This window comes from Pseudomonas sp. Leaf129 (genome assembly GCF_001423465.1).
Taxonomy (GTDB): domain Bacteria; phylum Pseudomonadota; class Gammaproteobacteria; order Pseudomonadales; family Pseudomonadaceae; genus Aquipseudomonas; species Aquipseudomonas coleopterorum.
In genome coordinates this window covers 1,064,762-1,085,801 of sequence record NZ_LMOC01000001.1, presented here as the reverse complement: position 1 = coordinate 1,085,801, position 21,040 = coordinate 1,064,762, and the positions used below count along the sequence as shown (strand labels likewise).

General features: G+C 64.3%; 14 protein-coding genes. 3 read left to right on the top strand and 11 right to left on the bottom strand.

The window, feature by feature from the left end:
* Positions 1 to 24: 24 nt before the first annotated feature.
* Positions 25 to 1,188 (top strand): PilT/PilU family type 4a pilus ATPase, encoded by a 1,164-nt coding sequence (locus ASF66_RS04620; RefSeq protein WP_049859379.1) that lies wholly within the window; start codon positions 25 to 27, stop codon positions 1,186 to 1,188.
* 1,555 nt (positions 1,189 to 2,743) lie between these two features.
* Here ASF66_RS04620 and ASF66_RS04615 read toward each other — a convergent pair.
* From ASF66_RS04615 to xdhA, 11 genes are all read right to left on the bottom strand, one after another.
* Complete coding sequence (locus ASF66_RS04615; protein ID WP_082484565.1) at positions 2,744 to 3,538, bottom strand: endonuclease/exonuclease/phosphatase family protein; 795 nt, start codon at positions 3,536 to 3,538, stop codon at positions 2,744 to 2,746.
* Positions 3,539 to 3,608: 70 nt separating this feature from the next.
* The gene (locus ASF66_RS04610; protein WP_056842907.1) at positions 3,609 to 4,379 is read right to left on the bottom strand and encodes a 3-hydroxybutyrate dehydrogenase; all 771 of its coding nucleotides are present in this window, start codon (positions 4,377 to 4,379) and stop codon (positions 3,609 to 3,611) included.
* Between the two features lie 39 nt (positions 4,380 to 4,418).
* The gene (locus tag ASF66_RS04605) at positions 4,419 to 5,996 is read right to left on the bottom strand and encodes an ABC transporter ATP-binding protein (protein WP_056842906.1); all 1,578 of its coding nucleotides are present in this window, start codon (positions 5,994 to 5,996) and stop codon (positions 4,419 to 4,421) included.
* A 128-nt stretch (positions 5,997 to 6,124) separates the two neighbouring features.
* Positions 6,125 to 7,147, bottom strand: coding sequence for an ABC transporter permease (locus ASF66_RS04600; RefSeq protein ID WP_049859808.1), 1,023 nt, complete (start codon positions 7,145 to 7,147; stop codon positions 6,125 to 6,127).
* A complete protein-coding gene (locus tag ASF66_RS04595; RefSeq protein ID WP_056842905.1) occupies positions 7,144 to 8,205 on the bottom strand; it encodes a microcin C ABC transporter permease YejB in 1,062 nt (353 codons plus the stop codon). Before ASF66_RS04595 ends, ASF66_RS04600 begins: the two co-directional genes overlap by 4 nt.
* Complete coding sequence (locus ASF66_RS04590; protein WP_056842904.1) at positions 8,205 to 10,052, bottom strand: extracellular solute-binding protein; 1,848 nt, start codon at positions 10,050 to 10,052, stop codon at positions 8,205 to 8,207. The genes ASF66_RS04595 and ASF66_RS04590 overlap by 1 nt, the downstream gene beginning before the upstream one ends.
* A 118-nt stretch (positions 10,053 to 10,170) precedes the next feature.
* A complete protein-coding gene (locus ASF66_RS04585) occupies positions 10,171 to 10,452 on the bottom strand; it encodes a peptidylprolyl isomerase (protein ID WP_056842903.1) in 282 nt (93 codons plus the stop codon).
* An 89-nt stretch (positions 10,453 to 10,541) separates the two neighbouring features.
* Positions 10,542 to 11,849, bottom strand: a complete 1,308-nt coding sequence (gene guaD, locus ASF66_RS04580; protein WP_056842902.1) for a guanine deaminase — start codon at positions 11,847 to 11,849, stop codon at positions 10,542 to 10,544.
* Positions 11,846 to 12,712 carry a xanthine dehydrogenase accessory protein XdhC gene (xdhC, locus tag ASF66_RS04575; RefSeq protein WP_056842901.1) on the bottom strand — a complete coding sequence of 289 codons (867 nt, stop codon included), beginning with the start codon at positions 12,710 to 12,712 and terminating at the stop codon, positions 11,846 to 11,848. The genes guaD and xdhC overlap by 4 nt, the downstream gene beginning before the upstream one ends.
* Positions 12,705 to 15,080 (bottom strand): xanthine dehydrogenase molybdopterin binding subunit, encoded by a 2,376-nt coding sequence (gene xdhB, locus ASF66_RS04570; protein ID WP_056842900.1) that lies wholly within the window; start codon positions 15,078 to 15,080, stop codon positions 12,705 to 12,707. Before xdhB ends, xdhC begins: the two co-directional genes overlap by 8 nt.
* On the bottom strand, positions 15,073 to 16,527 hold the full coding sequence (gene xdhA, locus ASF66_RS04565; protein ID WP_056842899.1) for a xanthine dehydrogenase small subunit: 1,455 nt from the start codon (positions 16,525 to 16,527) through the stop codon (positions 15,073 to 15,075). Before xdhA ends, xdhB begins: the two co-directional genes overlap by 8 nt.
* Positions 16,528 to 16,782: 255 nt before the next feature.
* Between xdhA and ASF66_RS04560 the strand changes: the two genes are divergently transcribed.
* The gene (locus ASF66_RS04560; protein WP_056842898.1) at positions 16,783 to 17,442 is read left to right on the top strand and encodes a GntR family transcriptional regulator; all 660 of its coding nucleotides are present in this window, start codon (positions 16,783 to 16,785) and stop codon (positions 17,440 to 17,442) included.
* 2 nt (positions 17,443 to 17,444) lie between these two features.
* Positions 17,445 to 20,933, top strand: a complete 3,489-nt coding sequence (gene smc / locus ASF66_RS04555) for a chromosome segregation protein SMC (RefSeq protein WP_056842897.1) — start codon at positions 17,445 to 17,447, stop codon at positions 20,931 to 20,933.
* Positions 20,934 to 21,040 lie beyond the last annotated feature (107 nt).

Genomic DNA, 21,040 nt, shown 5'->3' with positions numbered 1-21,040 from the left:
ACGGCCTTCGCAGGACCCCAGCACATGGAAATTCAAGCATTGCTCAAGCTCCTGGCCAGTCAGGACGGCTCCGACCTCTACCTGTCCACCGGTGCGCCGCCCTGTGCCAAGTTCAACGGCGTGCTCAAACCCTTGAGCGCCGAAGCGTTGAAGCCCGGCGACATCGCCGAGATCGCGGCCGGCATCATGGACGCCGAGCAGCGTATCGATTTCGAGCGCGAGCTGGAAATGAATCTGGCGCTGTCGATCCACGGGGTAGGGCGCTTTCGCGTCAACATCTTCAAGCAGCGCAACGAAGTGTCCATTGTCGCACGCAACATCAAGCTCGACATTCCCAGCTTCGAAGACCTCAAGCTGCCGCGCAAGCTGCTCGACGTGATCATGGAAAAACGCGGCCTGGTGCTGTTCGTCGGCGCCACCGGGTCGGGCAAGTCGACGTCGCTGGCAGCCTTGATCGACTACCGCAACCGCAACAGCAGCGGGCATATCATCACCATCGAGGACCCGGTGGAATTCATCCACCGGCACAAGAAATCGATCATCAACCAGCGCGAGGTGGGGGTCGATACGCGCAGCTTCCAGGCGGCCTTGAAGAATACCCTGCGCCAGGCGCCGGACGTCATCCTGATCGGCGAGATCCGCGATCGCGAAACCATGGAACATGCGCTGGCGTTCGCCGACACCGGCCACCTGGCCATTTCAACTCTGCACGCCAACAACGCCAACCAGGCCCTGGACCGCATCATCAACTTCTTCCCCGAAGACCGTCGCCCGCAGTTGCTCAACGACCTGGGCAACAACCTGCAGGCGTTCGTTTCGCAGCGGCTGGTGCGCACCACCGACGGCAAGCGCCGCGCGGCGGTGGAAGTGATGCTGGGCACCCCGACCATCCGCGATTTCATTCACCGCAACGAGTTTTCCGAACTCAAGGGCATCATGGAGAAATCCGTGAACCTGGGCATGCAGACCTTCGACCATGCACTCTACGAGCTGGCGGTGGAGGGGGCGATCAGTGAAGAAGAGGCGTTGAAAAACGCCGATTCGGTGAACAACTTGCGCCTGCGCTTGAAACTGCAGGGCGAGGAAGGCGTGCAACACACCACCGCACCAGCCCCACCCACACCAGCCCCCGACCGCAAAAGCGCAGATTGGGGCCTGGTGGCGGATGACCCAGAAACGCCGCACTGACGCCTGTAGCAGCGGTGCAAGCCGCGTCCGGGTCCACCGCGCTCATCCAGCCACACCGCGTATGCCGCCGACGCGGCTCGCGCCGCTGCTACAGGGAATGCGCAATACCTCGCTGTTCCAGATGCACCGCAGACGCTGTTGATCGAACGCGGTCCCCTGTAGCAGCGGCGCAAGCCGCGTCCGGGCACACCGCGTTCATCCAGGCACACCGCGTACGCCGCCGACGCAGCTCGCGCAGCTGCTACAGAAAATACGCAAGGCCACGGTGTTCCACATGCACCGCAGACGCTGTGGATGGAACGCGGTCCCCTGTAGCAGCGGTGCAAGCCGCGTCCGAGCATACCGCGTTCACCCAGGCATACCGCGCATACCGCCGACGCAGCTCGCGCAGCTGCTACAGGAAATACGCCAGGCCACGATGTTCCAGATGCACCGCAGACGCTGTTGATCGAACGCAGTCCCCTGTAGCAGCGGTGCAAGCCGCGTCCGAGCATACCGCGTTCACCCAGGCACACCGCGCATACCGCCGACGCAGCTCGCGCAGCTGCTACAGGAAATACGCCAGGCCACGATGTTCCAAATGCACCGCAGACGCTGTGGATGGAACGCGGACCCCTGTAGCAGCGGCGCAAGCCGCGTCCGGGCACAACCGCGTTCATCCAGGCACACCGCGTACGCCGCCAACGCGGCTCGCGCAGCTGCTACAGGAAATACCCAAGGCCACGGTGTAGCAGCGGCGCAAGCCGCGTCCGGGCACACCGCGTTCATCCAGGCACACCGCGTATGCCGCCGACGCAGCTTGCGCAGCTGCTACAGGAAATACGCAAGGCCACGGTGTTCCAGATGCACCGCAGACGCTGTTGATGGAACGCGGACCCCTGTAGCAGCGGCGCAAGCCGCGTCCGGGCACACCGCGTTCATCCAGGCACACCGCGTACGCCGCCGACGCAGCTCGCGCAGCTGCTACAGGAAATGCGCAAGGCCTCGCTGTTCCAGCTGCACCGCAGACGCTGTTGATGCAACCCGGACCCCTGTAGCAGCGGCGCAAGCCGCGTCCGGGYMCACCGCGTTCAYCCAGGCACACCGCGYAYACCGCCGACGCAGCTCGCGCAGCTGCTACAGGAAATACGCCAGGCCACGATGTTCCAAATGCACCGCAGACGCTGTGGATGGAACGCGGACCCCTGTAGCAGCGGCGCAAGCCGTTCCAAATGCACCGCAGACGCTGTGGATGGAACGCGGACCCCTGTAGCAGCGGCGCAAGCCGCGTCCGGGCACAACCGCGTTCATCCAGGCACACCGCGTATGCCGCCGACGCGGCTCGCGCCGCTGCTACGGGAAATACGCAAGGCCACGGTATTCCAGATGCACCGCAGACGCTGTTGATGGAACGCGGACCCCTGTAGCAGCGGCGCAAGCCGCGTCCGGGCACACCGCGTTCATCCAGGCACCCCGCGTACGCCGCCGACGCAGCTTGCGCAGCTGCTACAGGGAATGCGCAAGCCGCGTTCATTCAGGCACACGGCGTGTGTCGCCGACGCAACTTGCGCAGCTGCTACAGGTGGATTTCCACTGCCAGGGGCAAATGGTCCGATAGGTGCGTCCACGGCTTGTTGCCCAGGATGATAGGCCCATGGCTGGTCGCGTTTCTGACGTAAATCCGGTCCAGGCGCAGCAGCGGGAACCGCGCGGGATAGGTCTTGGCCAACTGCCCGTTGTGCCGCTCGAACGCTTCGTGCAGGTCCTGGCGCTTGGCCAGCGTCGCGTTGCCGCGCAGCTGCCAGTCGTTGAAATCCCCGGCGATGATCACTGGCGCATCTTCAGGCAATGAATCGAGCAGTTGACCCAACAGCTTCAATTGCAGCTGCCGATGACTTTCCAGCAATGACAGGTGCACGCAGATCGCATGCACCTCATCGTGCCCCGGCACCTGCAGAACGCAGTGCAGCAAGCCGCGGCGCTCGGGCCCGGTGATCGAGATGTCGAGGTTGGTGTAACGCAGGATCGGGTACTTGGACAGCACCGCATTGCCATGATGGCCGTCCGGATACACCGCGTTGCGCCCGTAGGCGAAATCGCTCCACATGCTGTCGGCGAGGAACTCGTACTGCGACATCTGTGGCCAGTTGGAGAACTTCGACGCATGGCCATCGTGGCCGCCCAGCACTTCCTGCAGGAACACCAGATCGGCGCTGGTGCTGCGCACCGCCTCGCGCAACTCGGGCAGGATGAAACGGCGGTTGAAGGCGGTGAAACCCTTGTGTGTGTTCACCGTCAGCACCCGCAGGCGATGCACTTCACGAGGCTGGTCCGGCGTTTGCGGGCCGAGGGGGTCGCTGGGGGGAGCGATGGTCACAGAAGCTCCTTGCACATGAGAATGTCCTTACTCCGACTTTGCCGGCACTGGGCGGTTCCCCGCCTCATTGCGCGAGCCAGCCACCGTCGATGTTCCAGGCCGCGCCACGCACCTGGCTACCGGCTTCGCTGCACAGGAACAGGACCAACTCGCCCAGATGCTCGGGGGTGACGAATTCCAGCGACGGCTGCTTTTCAGCCAGCAGTTCGCGCTGGGCGGCCGCCGGGTCACCGCCCTTGGCCGCGCGGTCGTCGATCTGCTTCTGCACCAGTGGGGTCAGGACAAAGCCGGGACAGATGGCATTGCAAGTAATCTGCGTGGTGGCCGTTTCCAGGCCCACCACCTTGGTCAGACCGATCACCCCATGCTTGGCCGCCACATACGCCGACTTGCCGACCGACCCGACCTGGCCATGCACCGAGGCGATATTGACGATCCGCCCCCAGCCTTTGTCGCGCATGCCCGGCAGCGCCAGGCGGATGCCGTGAAACACCGAAGACAGGTTGATCGCGATGATCGCGTCCCAGCGCTCCACGGGGAAGGCCTCGACCGCTTCCACGTGCTGGATGCCGGCGTTGTTGACCAGAATGTCGACACCGCCAAGGCTCGCTCGGACGTACTCGAACAACTCGGCCAATTGCGCTGGATCGCTGACATCAGCGCCATGGTGCGCAACCTGAGTGCCGTGCCGGCGGACTTCGGCCAGGGCCGCCGTCGGGTCGCCGAAGCCGTTGAGCACGACGTTCGCGCCGTGGGCGGCCAGCACCGAGGCAATGCCCAGGCCGATGCCGCTGGTGGAACCGGTAACCAAAGCCGTCTTGCCGTGGAGTGCCATGTGCAGTGTCCTTGTGGTTGTTATGCACGCTATACCAGGCTACACCATCGCTGCCTGCAGCAGTTCCTGGGTGTAGGGGTGCTGTGGGTCGCTGAACAGCCGATCGGTGGGGCCATGCTCCACCACCTTGCCATCCTTGACCACGATCACATCATGGGCCAGCGCCCGCACCACCGCCAGGTCGTGGCTGATGAACAGATAGGTCAGGCCATGGCGCTCCTGCAACTGCTGCAGCAGCTGCACTACCTGCTTCTGCACCGTACGGTCGAGGGCCGAGGTCGGTTCGTCCAGCAGCATCAAGGCCGGGCGCAGTACCAGCGCGCGGGCGATGGCGATGCGCTGACGCTGGCCGCCGGAGAACTCGTGGGGGTAGCGGTGCCGCGCCTCGGGGTCCAGGCCCACCTCGCGCAGCACCTGGATCACCTGTTCATCGCACGCGCGGGCGTTGGCGCCGCTGTGCACTTCCAGACCTTCACTGATGATCTGCGCCACCGACATGCGCGGGCTGAGGCTGCCGAACGGATCCTGAAACACCACCTGCATCTGCTTGCGCCACGGCCGCATCTGCTTCTGATCCAGGCCATCGAGCGCATGGCCCTGGAAACGAATACCCCCTTGCGAATCGACCAGGCGCAGGATCGCCTGACCCAGAGTCGACTTGCCCGAGCCGGACTCGCCGACGATGCCCAGGGTCTTGCCTTGCTGCACGCTCAGGCTGATGCCATCCACCGCCTTGACGAACTCGCGTGGCTTGCGGAACAGCCCGCCGTTCAACGGGTACCACACCTTCAACTGCTCGACCTGCAAAAGCTCGGGCCGAGCCTCGTGGGACAGCGCCACACCAGCGGGTTCGGCATCCAGCAGCAGTTGGCTGTAGGGGTGTTGCGGTGCGTTGAACAGCTGTTCACAAGGCGCCTGCTCGACGATTTCCCCGGCGCGCATCACGCACACGTGCTGGGCGATGCTGCGCACCAGATTGAGGTCGTGGCTGATCAACAGCAGCGACATGCCCAGGCGCTCCTGCAACGACTTGAGCAGCAGCAGGATGCGCCGCTGCACCGTGACGTCGAGTGCGGTGGTGGGCTCATCGGCGATCAGCAACTGCGGTTCGCAGGCCAATGCCATGGCGATCATCACGCGCTGGCGCTGGCCACCGGACAACTGGTGCGGGTAGGCTTTCAAGCGCTTTTGCGGCTCCTGGATGCCCACCATCTGCAGCAACTCCAGAATGCGCGCCTCGGCCTGCTTGCCGCCCATGCCCTTATGCACCAGCAGGGTTTCACCGATCTGCTTCTGCACCGTGTGCAAAGGGTTCAGCGAGGTCATGGGCTCCTGAAAGATCATGGCGATGCGATCGCCGCGCATGCGGCGCAAGGTGGCCGCATCGGCGCCCAACAGTTCCTGCCCCTGATAGCGGACACTGCCGCTGCTCTGGCAGCCGCTCGCTGGCAGCAGTTGCAGGATGGAGTGGGCGGTCACCGACTTGCCCGAACCCGACTCGCCGACCAGCGCCACGCACTGGCCGGCAGGAATGTCGAAATCGACATCCTTGACCACTGTTTGGCCATTGAAGGCCACGGTGAGGTGGCGGATTTCGATGAGGTTTTCAGCGGTCATGGGGAGTGGCCTTGTGGGGTGACAGGGAGGGCCTCTTCGCGGGTAGAACCCGCTCCCACAGATTCAGCTCCCACCACGCCCTTGTGGGAGCAGGCTCTGCCCGCGAAGGGCGCCCTGCCGATCTCACTTCAAGCACGCGGATCAAACGCATCGCGCAGCCCCTCCCCAATGAACACCAGCAGCGACAATATCAGCGCCAGCGTGAAAAACGCCGTGAAGCCCAGCCATGGCGCCTGCAGGTTCTGCTTGCCCTGCGCGATCAACTCGCCCAGCGAAGCACTGCCGGCCGGCATGCCGAAGCCTAGAAAATCCAGCGCCGTGAGGGTCGAGATCGCCCCGGTCAGAATGAACGGCAGAAAGCTCAAGGTCGCGTTCATGGCATTGGGCAGGATGTGCCGCAGGATGATCTTGCGGTCTGACAAACCCAGCGCCCGTGCGGCCTTCACGTATTCCAGATTGCGCCCGCGCAGGAACTCGGCACGCACCACGTCCACCAGCGCCAGCCAGGAAAACAGCGCCATGATGCCCAGCAGCCACCAGAAATTGGGTTCCACGAACCCCGACAGAATGATCAGCAGGTAAAGCACCGGCAGCCCCGACCAGACCTCCAGCAGGCGCTGGCCGAACAAATCCACCCAACCCCCGTAGTAGCCCTGCAACGCTCCGGCAGCGATGCCGATCAGCGAGCTGATCAAGGTCAGCGCCAGGGCAAACAGAATCGACACCCGCGCACCGAAGATCACCCGTGCCAGCACGTCGCGGGACTGATCGTCGGTCCCCAACCAGTTGGTCGTCGAGGGGGGGCTGGGGGCAGGCTGGGTCAGGTCGTAGTTGGGCGTGTCGGCGCTGAACGGGATCGGCGGAAACAGCATCCAGCCGCCACGCGAGGCGATCAACTGGCGCACGTAGTCACTGCGGTAGTCAGCCTGGAACGGCAACTGTCCGCCGAACTCCTGCTCGGTATGGCGCTTGAACACCGGGAAATACAGTTCCCCGTCGTACTTGAGCACCAGCGGTTTGTCATTGGCAACCAGTTCGCCGCCCAGGGTCAGGGCGAACAGGGCCAGGAATAGCCACAGCGACCACCAGCCACGGCGGTTCTGCTTGAAACGGTCCAGGCGACGGCGGGCCAGGGGCGACAGGCGCATCAAGCATTCCTCGCGCTGAAGTCGATGCGTGGATCGACCAGGGTGTAGCACAGGTCGCCGATCAGTTTGATCAGCAGCCCCAGCAGGGTAAAGATGAACAGCGAGCCGAACACCACCGGATAGTCCCGCGACACCGCCGCCTCATAGCTCAGGCGGCCCAGGCCGTCGAGGGAGAAGATCACCTCGATCAGCAGCGAACCGGCGAAGAACACGCTGATGAACGCCTGGGGCAGACCAGCCACCACCAACAGCATGGCATTGCGAAACACATGGCCGTAAAGCACCCGTCGCTCGCTCAGGCCCTTGGCCCGCGCCGTCACCACGTACTGCCGGGTGATCTCGTTGAGAAACGAGTTCTTGGTGAGGATGGTCAGGGTAGCGAAACCGCCGATCACCAGCGAGGTCACCGGCAGCACCAGGTGCCAGAAGTAGTCGGCGATCTTGCCCAGCAGGCTGAGCTCGGCGAAGTTGTCCGAGACCAGCCCCCGCACCGGAAACCAGTTCAACGAGGTGCCGCCGGCGAACACCACGATCAGCAGCATGGCGAACAGAAATGCCGGCATGGCGTAGCCGATGATGATCAGGCTGCTGCTCCACACATCGAAGCGGCTGCCATGGTGTACCGCCTTGCGGATGCCCAGCGGGATCGACACCAGGTAGGTGATCAGCGTCGCCCAGAACCCCAGCGAGAGGGTCACCGGCATCTTGTCCAGGATCAGGTCGGTGACCTTGGCACCACGAAAGAAACTGTTGCCGAAATCCAGCACCGCGTAGCTCTTGATCATCAGCCACAGGCGTTCATGGGCCGGTTTGTCGAAACCGTACTGGCGCTCGATGTCCTTGATCAGCTTGGGGTCCAGGCCACGGCTGGCGCGCGAACCGCCTTGCAAGGTATCGCCGCCACCGCCGGTGACGCTGCCGCCGCCCACACCCTGCAAGCGCGCGATGGCCTGTTCCACCGGGCCGCCCGGCGCAGCCTGGACGATGACGAAGTTGACCACCAGGATCGCCAGCAGGGTCGGCACGATCAGCAAAAGGCGACGTAATGTGTAACCCAGCATCAGTGAGTCTTCCCTGTCAGGCGGTCGCGCATCTGTTCGGTGGTCAGCGCCGTGGGGCTGACCTCCCACCAGGTTTCGATCGCCGGGTCATTGGGCGCCGGGGAGGCGGGCATGCCGAAGCGGTTCCACCACACCGTCGAGGTGCCCGGCGGGTAATAATTGGGCACCCAGTAGTAGTTCCACTGCAGCACCCGGTCCAGGGCGTGGGCGTAGTCACGCATCTGCGTCTGCGTGCTGGCTGCGCCCAGGCCGTTGATCAGCGCGTCCACGGCCGGATCCTTGAGCACCATCAGGTTGTTGGAACCTGGGTCGGTGGCCACGCTGGAACCGAAGAAACCATACAGCTCGATACCCGGCGTCGGGGTCACCGGATAGCCGGTGATGATCATGTCGTAGTCGCGGGCCATCAGCCGGTTGACGTATTGCGACGAATCGATGCGGCGGATCTCCATGGTGATGCCGATCTGCGCCAAATTGCGCTTCCACGGCAGCAGCAGACGCTCCAGGCCGTTCTGGGTGTTGAGGAAGGTGAAGCTCAGCGGCTTGCCTTCGGCATTCACCAAACGGTCGCCGTCGGCATGCCAACCGGCCAGCTGGAGCAGCCGCAGCGCCTGCAACTGCTTGTCGCGAATCAGCCCGGAACCGTCGCTGACCGGGGCGTGAAACACCTGGGTGAACACTTCATCCGGCACCTGGCCGCGCAGTTTGTCCAGAATCTTCAGTTCGCCGTCGCTGGGCAGTTCCCGAGCGGCCAGCGGGCTGTTGGAGAAGAAGCTCTGCTGGCGGATGTACATGCCGCGCATCATCTGCCGATTGCTCCATTCGAAATCCCAGAGCATGGCCAGCGCCTGGCGCACGCGTCGGTCCTGGAACACCGGCCGTTGCAGGTTGAACACGAAGCCCTGGGCCGGTTGCAGGCCTTGCTTGGCCAAGTGCGCGCGCTGCAGGCGACCGTCGTCGAGCGCCGGGCCGTTGTAGCCGATGGTGTAGGCCGTGGCGGAAAACTCGCGGTTGTAGTCGTAGCCGCCGCCGCGCAGCACCTGGCGCGCGACGTCGGTGTCGCCGAAGTACTCGATGCTGAAATGGTCGAAGTTGTACATGCCGCGCGCTTCGGGCAGGTCCTTGCCCCACCAGTCGGGATTGCGCTTGAAGGTGATGCTGCGGCCGTTGTCGATCTTCTCGATCGAGTAAGGGCCGCTGCCCAAGGGCGCCTCGAAACCGCCGCCGTTGGCGAAGTCGCGGGTCTTCCACCAATGCTCGGGCAGCACCGGCAGGGTGGCCAGGTCCAGCGGCAAGGTGCGGCTTTCGGCATTCTTGAAATTGAAGCGCACTTGTCGCGGACCCTCGACCTGCACGTCGGCGACGTTGGCGAACTGAGTCCGATAGCCCAGGCTGCCTTCACGCATCAGCAGCTCGAAGGTGTAGCGCACGTCCTCGGCGGTGATCGGCCGACCGTCGGCGAACACGGCCTTGGGGTTGAGGTAGAAACGCAACCACAGGCCGTCATCGCCGCGCTCCATGCGCTCGGCCACCAATCCATAGACGGTGTAGGGCTCGTCCAGCGAGCGCACGGCCAGGGGCGAGTAGAGCAGGCCGTCGACCTGGCTGACACCGATGCCCTTGTCGATGTACGGCAGGATATGGTCGTACTGGCCGATCTCGATGGCCGAGCGGCGCAGGCTGCCGCCCTTGGGCGCGTCGGGGTTCACGTAGTCGAAATGCTGGAAGTCGGCGGGGTAGCGCGGTGCTTCGCCGTAGACGGTCAGCGCATGCTGCGCTGCGGCCTGGGCGTGGGCCGCCGTGGTGAACAGGGCACAAAGAACGAAAGAGAGGAAAACTGCGCGCATTGTCTGCCTGGGTCGAAAAGCGAAGGGTGCAGCCTAACATCATGGCCCGGTGGTATTGCAAACGCAGAACGGCCCGCGATAGACGGGCCGTTCGGGTGTAACGCAGACCGCGGACGAATCAGTCCTGACGGCTGGTGACTTCCAGCAGGTGGTAACCGAACTGGGTCTTCACCGGGCCTTGCACGACGTTGATCGGCGCGCTGAATACGACGGTGTCGAATTCCTTGACCATCTGGCCTGGACCGAACGAACCCAGGTCGCCACCTTGGCGGCTGGAAGGGCAGGTGGAATTGACCTTGGCGATTTCCGCGAAATCGGCGCCGCCTTCGATCTGGGCCTTGAGGTCGTTGCACTTGGCTTCGTCGGCAACCAGGATGTGGCGGGCAGTGGCTTTAGCCATGATGATTCTCCTTTCTAAAAAAAGTGGGCAGGGTACCCGATTGAGGGGCGGTTTTCCTGCAAAAGTTCCATACGAATCTGTACGCCGGGTCAGTCGCGGTTGTGCACCCGACGGCCAGCGGCGTAGGTCTGCAAGACCGCGCGGTCGTCGCCCAGGGTCATCAGTACGAACAGTACTTCTTCGAAGGTCTTGGCTTGCGCGATGCGGTAGCTGAGCAACGGCGTGGCATGGTAGTCGAGCACCACGAAGTCAGCATCGGTGCCCGGCTGCAGCGTGCCGACGCGGTCTTCCAGGCGCAACGCGCGGGCGCCGCCCAGGGTCGCCAGGTACAGCGACTTGAACGGGTTGAGCTTCTCACCTTGCAACTGCATGACCTTGTAGGCCTCGTTCAGGGTATGCAAAAGCGAAAAGCTGGTGCCAGCGCCGACGTCGGTGCCCAGGCCGACGTTGACCTTGAAGCGCTCGGCCTGGGGCAGGTTGAACAGGCCGCTGCCCAGGAACAGGTTGGAGGTAGGGCAGAAGGCGATGGCCGAGCCGGTTTCGGCCAGGCGCGCGCACTCGGCGTCGCACAGGTGGACGCCGTGGGCCAGCACCGAGCGCTCGCCGAGCAGCTGGTAATGGTCGTACACGTCCAGGTAGTTGCTGCGCTCGGGGAACAGCGCCTTGACCCATTCGATTTCCTGGAGGTTCTCGCTCAGGTGGGTCTGCAGGTAGACGTCCGGGTACTCGCGCAGCAGCTGCCCGGCCAGGGTCAGCTGGGCCTCGCTGCTGGTCGGTGCGAAGCGCGGCGTCACCGCGTAGTGCAGGCGGCCCTTGCCGTGCCAGCGCTCGATCAGCGCCTTGCTCTGGGCGTAGCTGCTCTGGGCGGTATCGGTGAGGTAGTCCGGCGCATTGCGGTCCATCATCACCTTGCCGGCGATCAGGCGCAGGTCCAGGGCCCGGGCAGCTTCGAACAGGGCGTCGACCGATTCGGGGTGAACGCTGCCGAACACCAGCGCCGTTGTGGTGCCGTTGCGCAGCAGTTCCTTGAGGAAGATCTGGGCGACACCGTCGGCATGTGCCTTGTCGGCGAACTGGCCTTCACAGGGGAAGGTGTACTCGTTCAGCCAGTCCAGCAGTTGCTCGCCATAGGAGCCGACCATGCCGGTCTGGGGGAAGTGGATGTGGGTGTCGATGAAGCCGGGAGTGATCAAGGCATCGGGGTAATGGGTCACCTCGACGTCGTCCGACAGCGTCGGCAGCACCTCGCTGGCGGCGCCCAACGCACTGATCCGCCCGTCCTCGACCACCAGCACGCCATCGGCGAAGTATTCGTAGGAGGCCTGGACACCGACCAGGGCAGGGTCGTCGAGGCTGTGCAGGATCGCGGCGCGATAGGCTTTGCGGGTAAGGCTCATGGTGCATCTCTCAAGGGAACGGGGCTGCGGCGCGAGCGCGGCAGCAGTTGGGCGACCCCCGGCGAGCTGGCTGTCCCCGGCTCGGCGCGGGCGCTAAAGTGCGCATTGTAGGTGGCGATGATCTCGGCGGCGATGGAAACGGCGATTTCCATGGGCAGCTTGCCCTTCACCGCTGCCAGGCCCATGGGGCAGCGCATGCGCTGCACCACGGCGGGCGCGATGCCGCGGTCGCGCAGGCGGTGCTCGAAACGCGCGCGCTTGGTGGCGGAGCCGATCAGGCCGAACCAGGTGAAGTCGTTGCGCTCAAGGATGGCTCGGGTCAGTTCCAGATCCAGCGAGTGGTCGTGGGTCATGACGATGCAGTAGCTGTCCACCGGCAGGCTCGCGACCTCGTCCACCGGCTCGTCGGTGATCACCTGGCAGACACCGTCGGGCAGGCTGGCCGGAAACTCCTCGGGCCGCGAGTCGACCCAGCGCACCCGGCACGGCAGGCTTGCCAGCAGCGGCACCAGCGCACGGCCGACATGGCCGGCACCGAACACCACCACCTGCGCCTGGGTTTGCGCCACCGGCTCGAACAGCAGTACCGTGGCACCGCCACAGCATTGCCCCAGGCTGGCGCCCAGACTGAAACGCTCCAGGCGTGTGGCGCGGGTGTTCTCGGCGAGCATTTCGCGGGCGATGTGCAGCGCCTTGTATTCCAGGTGGCCGCCGCCAATGGTGTCGAACAGCGCCGTGGCGCTGACCACCATCTTCGCCCCGGCGTTGCGCGGCGTGGAGCCTTTCTCTTCGATGATGGTCACCAGCACGCAGGCTTCGCCACGGGCCTGGTGTTCGGCCAGGGCACCGATCCAGTCAGTCATGAGACACGCTCCCCGACGCCGTCTGGCGCATCTGCTCGCAGCCCCACAACACCCGTTCCGGCGTGGCCGGCGCATCGATGCTGGGTTGCAGCCGGTAGTCACCCAGGCTGGCCACGGCATCCTTGATCGCGCACCAGGCCGCGATACCCAGCATGAACGGCGGCTCGCCCACGGCTTTGGAATGAAACACGGTGTCTTCCGGGTTCTTGCGGTTTTCCACCAGCTGCACGCGCAGGTCCTGGGGCATGTCGGCCACCGCCGGAATCTTGTACGACGCCGGGCCGCTGGTCAGCAGCTTGCCCTGATCGCTCCACACCAGCTCCTCGCAGGTCAGCCAGCCCACGCCCTGGAGGAAACCGCCTTCCACCTGACCCAGGTCGATGGCCGGGTTCAGCGAGGCGCCAACGTCGTGGAGGATGTCGGTGCGCAGCAGCTTGTACTCGCCGGTCAGGGTGTCGATCAGCACTTCGCAGCAGGCCGCGCCATAGGCGAAATAGTAGAACGGCCGGCCACGGGCCAGGCTGCGGTCGTAATGAATCTTCGGCGTCTTGTAGTAGCCTGTGCTGGACAGCGACACCTGGCCCATCCACGCCTGCTGCACCAGGCTCTGGAAGGTCAGCAACTGGTCGCGCACGCGGACATGGCCGTTGCTGAACTCCACGTCTTCTTCACTGACCCGGTAGTGCCGCGCGGCGAACTCGACCAGCCGCTGCTTGAGAACCAGCGCCGCGTTCTGCGCCGCCTTGCCATTCAGGTCGGCACCGCTGGACGCTGCAGTGGGCGAGGTGTTGGGCACCTTGTCGGTGTTGGTGGCGGTGATCTGGATGCGCGCGATATCGACCTGAAACACTTCGGCCACCACCTGCGCGACCTTGACGTTCAGGCCCTGGCCCATCTCGGTGCCGCCGTGGTTCAGGTGAATGCTGCCGTCGGTGTAGATATGGATCAGCGCGCCGGCCTGGTTGAGAAAGCTGGCCGTGAACGAGATACCGAACTTGACCGGAGTCAGCGCCAGACCCTTCTTCAACACCGGGCTGTCAGCGTTGAACGCGCGGATCGCCTCGCGGCGCTGTTCGTAGTCGCAGCTGGCTTCGAGTTCGGCGGTGATCTCTTCGAGCAGGTTGTGCTCCACCGTCTGGTAGTAATGGGTGACATTGCGCTCGGTCTTGCCGTAGTAGTTGGCCTTGCGCACCGCCAGCGGGTCGAGGGCCAGATGGCGCGCAATGCGGTCCATCACTTCCTCGATGGCCACCATGCCCTGGGGGCCGCCAAAGCCGCGGTAGGCCGTGTTGGACGCGGTGTGTGTCTTGCAGCGGTGGCCATTGATGGTGGCATCGCCTAGGTAATAGGCGTTGTCGGCATGGAACATCGCCCGGTCGACGATCGACGCCGACAGATCGGGTGAGTAGCCGCAGTTGCCGGCCAGGTCCAGATCGATCCCGTGCAGCCGCCCGTTGTCGTCGAAGCCGACGTCGTATTCGATGTAGAAGGGGTGGCGCTTGCCGGTCATGAGCATGTCTTCGACCCGCGGCAGGCGCATCTTGGTCGGCTGCCCGGTCAGGTGCGCGACCACGGCGCACAGGCAGGCCGGGCTGGCGGCCTGGGTTTCCTTGCCGCCGAAACCGCCGCCCATGCGCCGCATGTCCACCACCACCTGGCTCATGGGCACGTTCAGCACCTCGGCTACCAGCTTCTGCACCTCGGTCGGGTTCTGTGTCGAGCAGTAGACGATCATCCCGCCGTCCTCGGTGGGCATCACCGAGCTGATCTGGGTTTCCAGGTAGAAATGTTCCTGGCCGCCGATGTGCAGGCTGCCCTGCAGGCGATGCGGTGCGCTGGCCAGTGCCGCTGCCGAGTCACCGCGCTGGTGGGTGTGGCTGTCGAGCACGAAATGCTGCTGGCGCAGCGCTTGGACCACGTCCAGCACCGGCGGCAGGTCCTCGTACTCGATCACGGCGGCCATCGCCGCGCGGCGGGCGCTGTCCAGATCGCGGGCGGCCACGGCCAGCACCGGCTGGCCGACGAACTCGACCTTGTCGATCGCCAGCAGCGGATCGCCCGGCAGCAGCGGACCGATGTCCTTGAGGCCCGGAATGTCCTCGTGGGTGATCGCCAGGCGTACACCGGGGATGTCGTAGCAGGCCGACGTGTCGATGCGCAGGATGCGCGCATGGGCCCGGTCGGATAGCCGGGCATACACGTGCAGCTGGTTGGGAAATTCCAGGCGGTCGTCGATGTACACCGCCTCACCGGTGACGTGCTTGTCGGCGCTGTCGTGCTTGATGCCCCGGCCAACGCCGGTGGTCAGGCCCTGGGCGAACAGTTCAGCCATACGTGCCTGGCTGTCGGGCGCTTGATGTTCAGACATGGGCGATCACCCGCGTTTGGAGGTGGGGCGACTGCAATTCGATGAAGCACTTGCGCAGCAGGTTCTGCGCGGTCAGCAAGCGGTACTGCTTGCTCGCGCGAAAATCCGACAGCGGTTTGAAGTCATCGGCCAGGGCGGCGCAAGCGGTTTCGACATTCGCCTGTGTCCAGGGTTTGCCGAGCAACGCGGCCTCGCAAGCAGCGGCGCGCTTGGGAATGGCCGCCATCCCGCCGTAGGCGATGCGCACATCATGAACGCGGCCGTCTTCGATCAGCAGGTTGAACGCGGCGCAGACCGCTGAAATGTCATCGTCCAGCCGTTTCGAGACCTTGTAGGCGCGAAACACGCGGCGAGCGTCGGCGCGGGGGACGATGATCTTTTCGATGAACTCGCCGTCTTCGCGGGCGGTGACCCGGTAGTCGATGAAGTAGTCCTGCAAGGGCAGGGTGCGACTGCGCTCGCCCTTGCGCAATACCAGTTGCGCACCCAGGGCCAGGAGCAGGGGCGGGCTGTCGCCGATCGGCGAGGCGTTACCGATGTTGCCGCCCAGGGTGGCCTGGTTGCGAATCTGCAACGAGGCGAAACGGTGCAACAGATGGCCGAAATCCGCGTACTCGTTCGCCAAGGCCTGATAGCAATCGGTCAGCGGCGTGGCTGCGCCGATCTCCAGGCGGTCGTCGAAGGTCTCGATGCGCTTCATCTCGGCCACATGGCCCACGTAGATCATCACTGGCAGGACCCGATGCGCCTGTGTGACCTCCAGTGCCAGATCGGTGCCGCCAGCCAGCAGTCGCGCCTCGGGCTGCTCGCTGTACAACTCGGCCAGATCGGCCACGGTCAAGGGCACCAAGCAACGGTTGTTGCCACCGTGGAGCTCGTCGGTCTGCACCGGCGCGATGGTTTTCAGCCGGGCGACGGTCTGCGCCTGCTGGCGGTCGAATTGATCGGGCAGCACGGGTCCGCCGCAGGCCTGGGCCGCAGCGTCAAGAATGGGGCGGTAACCGGTGCAGCGGCAGAGGTTGCCGGACAGCGCCTCACAGGCTTGCTCGCGATTGGCCTGCGGCTGGTTCTTCTGCAAAGCGAACAGCGACATGACGAAACCTGGGGTGCAAAACCCGCACTGCGAGCCGTGGCAGTCGACCATGGCCTGCTGCACGCTGTGCAGGCGACCCTGATGCTTGAGGTCCTCGACGCTGAGCAATTGCTTGCCGTGCAGGCTGGAAACGAACGTCAGGCAGGCGTTGCTGCTGCGATAACGAATGTGTGATTGACCCTGGTCTTCGACCAGCTCGCCGATTACCACGGTGCAGGCACCGCAATCGCCGCTGGCACAGCCCTCTTTGGTGCCCGGACGCGCCAAATCGGTGCGCAGGTACTCAAGCACGGTCAGATTCGGGTCCAGGGCATGCTCGGTGTGCAGCGTTTGATTCAAAAGGAACTGGATCACGGATGGCCTCACGACACCTGATTCTTGGGTCTGCCTCAAGCAGAATCTATGCGGCGGCCGGGGAGCGGTCAACGATTAGTTGACCTGCGGGTCAAGAAGTTGAGCGAGCCCGTTTCCTGCACCCCGGCAGTCATGCCCTTTGCCAAGCCACATCCGTGCCAACCTGCCGCCTTTGCCCGGCAATTGGGGTACACTGCGCGCCATGCTGCGATCACAGACAGCCGATCACCGATTCCCGATTGTCGAAGGAAAACCATGACGTTCAAGGCGCCGGACAGCCTCGCCGAGCAAATTGCCCATCATCTGGCCGAGCGCATCATCAGCGGTGAGCTCAAGCCGGCCGAGCGCATCCAGGAACTCAAGGTCACCCAGGCGCTGAACGTCAGCCGTGGCTCGGTGCGCGAGGCCCTGCTGATTCTGGAACGGCGTCATCTGGTCGACATCCTGCCGCGGCGCGGTGCCCAGGTCAGCGAACTCAGCGAGCACAAGGTGCGCAGCCTGTGCGCCCTGATGGGCGAGATGTACATCATGCTCGGCGAGGCCGTGGCCCAGCGCTGGCAGAGCGAAGCCGACCTGGCGCCGTTTCTGGTCATCCAGCGGCGGCTGCACACCAGCTTCGAGCGCCAGGACATCAACGCCTTCGTCGAGGACAGCTTCAACGTCATGCGCGCCGCCTATCCCTTCGCCAACAACCCGTACCTGCAAGAAACCGTCGAGAACCTGCAACCGGCCATGAACCGCACCTACTACCTGGCGCTGGAACAACGCAAAGCGTCGATGAGCGAATACCTTTCCTTGTTCGGGCGCTTGCTGGAAGCGGTGTCCGCGCGCGACCTGCCGCTCATCCGCAAGGTGCTGGGCGAATACTGCCAACGCAGCTGCGAACTGGTGCTCAGCGCCTTGGCGGCCCGCTGAGCATGCGCCTCAAGTGCATTCGTCTGGCCGGGTTCAAGTCGTTCGTCGACCCCACCACGGTCAATTTCCCCAGCAACATGGCCGCCGTGGTCGGGCCCAATGGCTGCGGCAAGTCCAATATCATCGACGCCGTGCGCTGGGTCATGGGCGAAAGCTCGGCGAAGAACCTGCGCGGCGAGTCGATGACCGACGTCATCTTCAACGGCTCCACCAGCCGCAAGCCGGTCAGCCAGGCCAGCATCGAACTGGTGTTCGACAACAGTGACAGCACCCTGGTCGGCGAGTACGCCGCCTATGCGGAAATCTCGATCCGCCGCAAGGTCACCCGCGAGAGCCAGAACACTTATTACCTGAACGGCACCAAGTGCCGTCGGCGCGACATCACCGATATCTTCCTCGGCACCGGCCTGGGCCCGCGCAGCTACTCGATCATCGAGCAGGGCATGATCTCCAAGCTCATCGAGGCCAAGCCCGAAGACCTGCGCAATTTCATCGAGGAAGCCGCGGGCATCTCCAAGTACAAGGAGCGCCGTCGTGAAACCGAGAGCCGCATTCGTCGTACCCACGAGAACCTGGCGCGTCTGACCGACCTGCGCGAGGAGCTGGAACGCCAGCTCGAACGCCTGCACCGCCAGGCCCAGGCCGCGGAAAAATACCAGCAATACAAGTCCGAAGAGCGCCAGCTCAAGGCGCAACTGTCGGCCTTGCGCTGGCAGACCTTGAACGAGCAGGTCGGCCAGCGCGAAGCGGTCATCGCCGATCAGGAAGTGGCCTTCGAGGCCCTGGTTGCCGAACAGCGCAACGCCGATGCCAGCATCGAGCGCCTGCGCGACGGTCATCACGAGCTGTCCGAGCGGTTCAATACCGTGCAGGGACGCTTCTATTCCGTGGGCGGCGACATCGCCCGGGTCGAGCAGAACATCCAGCACGGCCAGCAGCGCCTGCGCCAATTGCAGGACGACTTCAAGGAAGCCGAACGCGCGCGCCTGGAAACCGAATCGCACCTGGGCCACGACCGCACACTGCTGGCCACTTTGGGCGAGGAGCTGGAAATGCTCGAGCCTGAACAGGCGATCAGCACGGAAGCCGCCGAGGAGGCCGCCGCAGCCCTGGAAGAAGCGGAAACCCGCATGCACGGCTGGCAGGAACAATGGGACCGGTTCAACACACGCTCGGCCGAGCCGCGGCGCCAGGCCGAAGTCCAGCAGGCGCGCATTGCCCAGCTGGAACAGTCGATGCAGCGCCTGGCCGAGCGGCAGCGGCGCCACAGCGAAGAGCGCGAACTGCTGGCGGCCGATCCGGAGGATGCCGCCATCCTCGAGCTGGACGAACAACTGGCCAGCAGTGAAATGCTCATCGAAGAGTGGACCGCGCAGGAACAACAGCAGGCCGAGCAGTTGGAAACCACCCGTCAGCAACTGCAAGAGGCCACCCAGGCCCAACAGCAGGCTCAGGGCGAGTTGCAGCGACTCAACGGCCGCCTGGCTTCCCTGGAAGCGCTGCAACAGGCTGCGCTGGACCCGGGCACGGGAACCGCGCAGTGGCTGGACCACCAAGGCCTCGCCCAGCATCCCCGTCTGGCCGAAGGCCTGCGGGTCGATGCGGGCTGGGAGCTGGCCGTGGAAACCGTTCTGGGCGCCGACCTGCAAGCGGTGCTGGTCGATGATCTGGCGGGGCTGGACCTGGCCGGCTTCGATCAGGGCGAGCTGCGTCTGGTCAGCCCTGCCAAGGGCGCCCCAGCCTCGGCAGACAGCCTGCTGCACAAGGTCCACAGCGATGTCGACCTCAGCCCTTGGCTGGCCGGAGTGCGCGGCGTCGCTGACCTCGACACTGCGCTGGCCTTGCGCAGCCAGTTGGCCGAGGGCGAGAGCCTGGTCAGCCAGGACGGCTACTGGCTGGGACGGCATTTCCTGCGGGTCAGCCGTGGCAACGACGCCAGCCGCGGCGTCCTGGCTCGTGGCCAGGAGCTGCAAGCCCTTCAGGCGGACGTGCAGACCCACGAGATGACCCTGGCGCACTGGCAGGAACAATTGCTCACCTGCCGCGAGCAGCAGCAAGCCCAGGAACAACTGCGCGAACAGCTGCGCCGCCGTATCCAGGATGAAAACCGCCAGCAGGGCGAGCTCAAGGCCAAGCTCTCGGCCAGCCGGGCCAAGGTCGAGCAACTGTCGCTGCGCCGCCGCCGGCTCGACGAAGAGTTGAGCGAGCTGTCCGAGCAGCGCGCGTTGGAGCACGAGCAGGTCGGTGAATCGCGCCTGCAGTTGCAGGACGCGCTCGACGCCATGGCCAGCGACACCGAACATCGTGAACAATTGATGGCGCAGCGCGACGAGCTGCGCGAGGGCCTGGAGCGCATTCGCCAGGACGCGCGTCAGCACAAGGACCGGGCTCACCAGTTGGCCGTCCGTCTGGGCTCGCTGCGCGCGCAGCACGATTCCACGCGCCAGGCACTGGAGCGCCTGCAACTGCAGGCCGAACGCCTGACGGAAAAGCGTGAACAACTGACTTTGGGCCTGGAGGAGGGCGAAGCGCCCCTCGAAGAGCTGCGCCTGAGCCTGGAAGGTTTGCTCGAACAACGCATGGCCGTGGACGACGAAATGCGCCACGCGCGACTGGCCCTGGACGACGCCGATCGTGACCTGCGCGAGGTTGAAAAACGCCGTACCCAGGCCGAGCAGCAGAGCCAGCTGTTGCGCGGCCAGCTGGAGCAGCACCGCCTGGAATGGCAAGGGCTGAGCGTGCGCCGCAAGACCCTGCAGGAACAACTGCACGCCGACGGCTACGACCTGCACGGCGTGCTCGCCACCCTCGACGTGCTGACCAGCGAACAGGAAGCCGAGGAAGAGCTGCAGCGCATCGATGGTCGCATCCAGCGCCTGGGCGCGATCAACCTGGCCGCCATCGACGAGTACCAGCAGCAATCCGAACGCAAACGCTACCTCGACGCCCAGGATGCCGACCTGGCCGAAGCGCTGGACACCTTGGAAAACGTCATCCGCAAGATCGACAAGGAAACCCGCAGCCGTTTCAAGGACACTTTCGACCAGATCAACGCCGGTTTGCAGGCTCTTTTTCCAAAAGTTTTCGGTGGCGGCAGTGCTTATCTGGAACTGACGGGCGAAGATTTACTCGATACAGGGGTAACGATCATGGCGCGTCCGCCCGGCAAGAAGAACAGCACCATTCATTTGCTCTCCGGTGGAGAGAAAGCCCTGACCGCACTGGCCCTGGTTTTCGCCATCTTCAAATTGAAACCGGCACCGTTCTGCATGCTCGACGAAGTCGATGCACCGTTGGATGACGCCAACGTCGGTCGTTACGCGCGGTTGGTGAAAGAGATGTCGCAGACGGTGCAATTCATCTATATCACCCACAACAAGATCGCCATGGAAATGGCCGATCAATTGATGGGGGTGACCATGCATGAACCGGGCTGTTCGCGTCTGGTGGCGGTGGATGTGGAGGAGGCCCTGGCCATGGTCGAGGCCTGAAAAACCCTCAAACCGACGTTAAAATCGAGCCATGTGCGACAGACGGTGTAAAGTTGTTTCTGGTCGTGCTAGTTTTACCGCATCGTATTTACGCGTGGAGAAAACGC

Bases quoted from the DNA above. Each gene is read 5' to 3' on its own strand.
- ASF66_RS04620 (WP_049859379.1), top strand. From the start codon at position 25: ATGGAAATTCAAGCATTGCTCAAGCTCCTGGCCAGTCAGGACGGCTCC.
- ASF66_RS04610 (WP_056842907.1), bottom strand. From the start codon at position 4,379: ATGGCACTCCACGGCAAGACGGCTTTGGTTACCGGTTCCACCAGCGGC.
- ASF66_RS04605 (WP_056842906.1), bottom strand. From the start codon at position 5,996: ATGACCGCTGAAAACCTCATCGAAATCCGCCACCTCACCGTGGCCTTC.
- ASF66_RS04595 (WP_056842905.1), bottom strand. From the start codon at position 8,205: ATGCTGGGTTACACATTACGTCGCCTTTTGCTGATCGTGCCGACCCTG.
- ASF66_RS04590 (WP_056842904.1), bottom strand. From the start codon at position 10,052: ATGCGCGCAGTTTTCCTCTCTTTCGTTCTTTGTGCCCTGTTCACCACG.
- ASF66_RS04585 (WP_056842903.1), bottom strand. From the start codon at position 10,452: ATGGCTAAAGCCACTGCCCGCCACATCCTGGTTGCCGACGAAGCCAAG.
- guaD (WP_056842902.1), bottom strand. From the start codon at position 11,849: ATGAGCCTTACCCGCAAAGCCTATCGCGCCGCGATCCTGCACAGCCTC.
- xdhC (WP_056842901.1), bottom strand. From the start codon at position 12,712: ATGACTGACTGGATCGGTGCCCTGGCCGAACACCAGGCCCGTGGCGAA.
- xdhB (WP_056842900.1), bottom strand. From the start codon at position 15,080: ATGTCTGAACATCAAGCGCCCGACAGCCAGGCACGTATGGCTGAACTG.
- ASF66_RS04560 (WP_056842898.1), top strand. From the start codon at position 16,783: ATGACGTTCAAGGCGCCGGACAGCCTCGCCGAGCAAATTGCCCATCAT.
- smc (WP_056842897.1), top strand. From the start codon at position 17,445: ATGCGCCTCAAGTGCATTCGTCTGGCCGGGTTCAAGTCGTTCGTCGAC.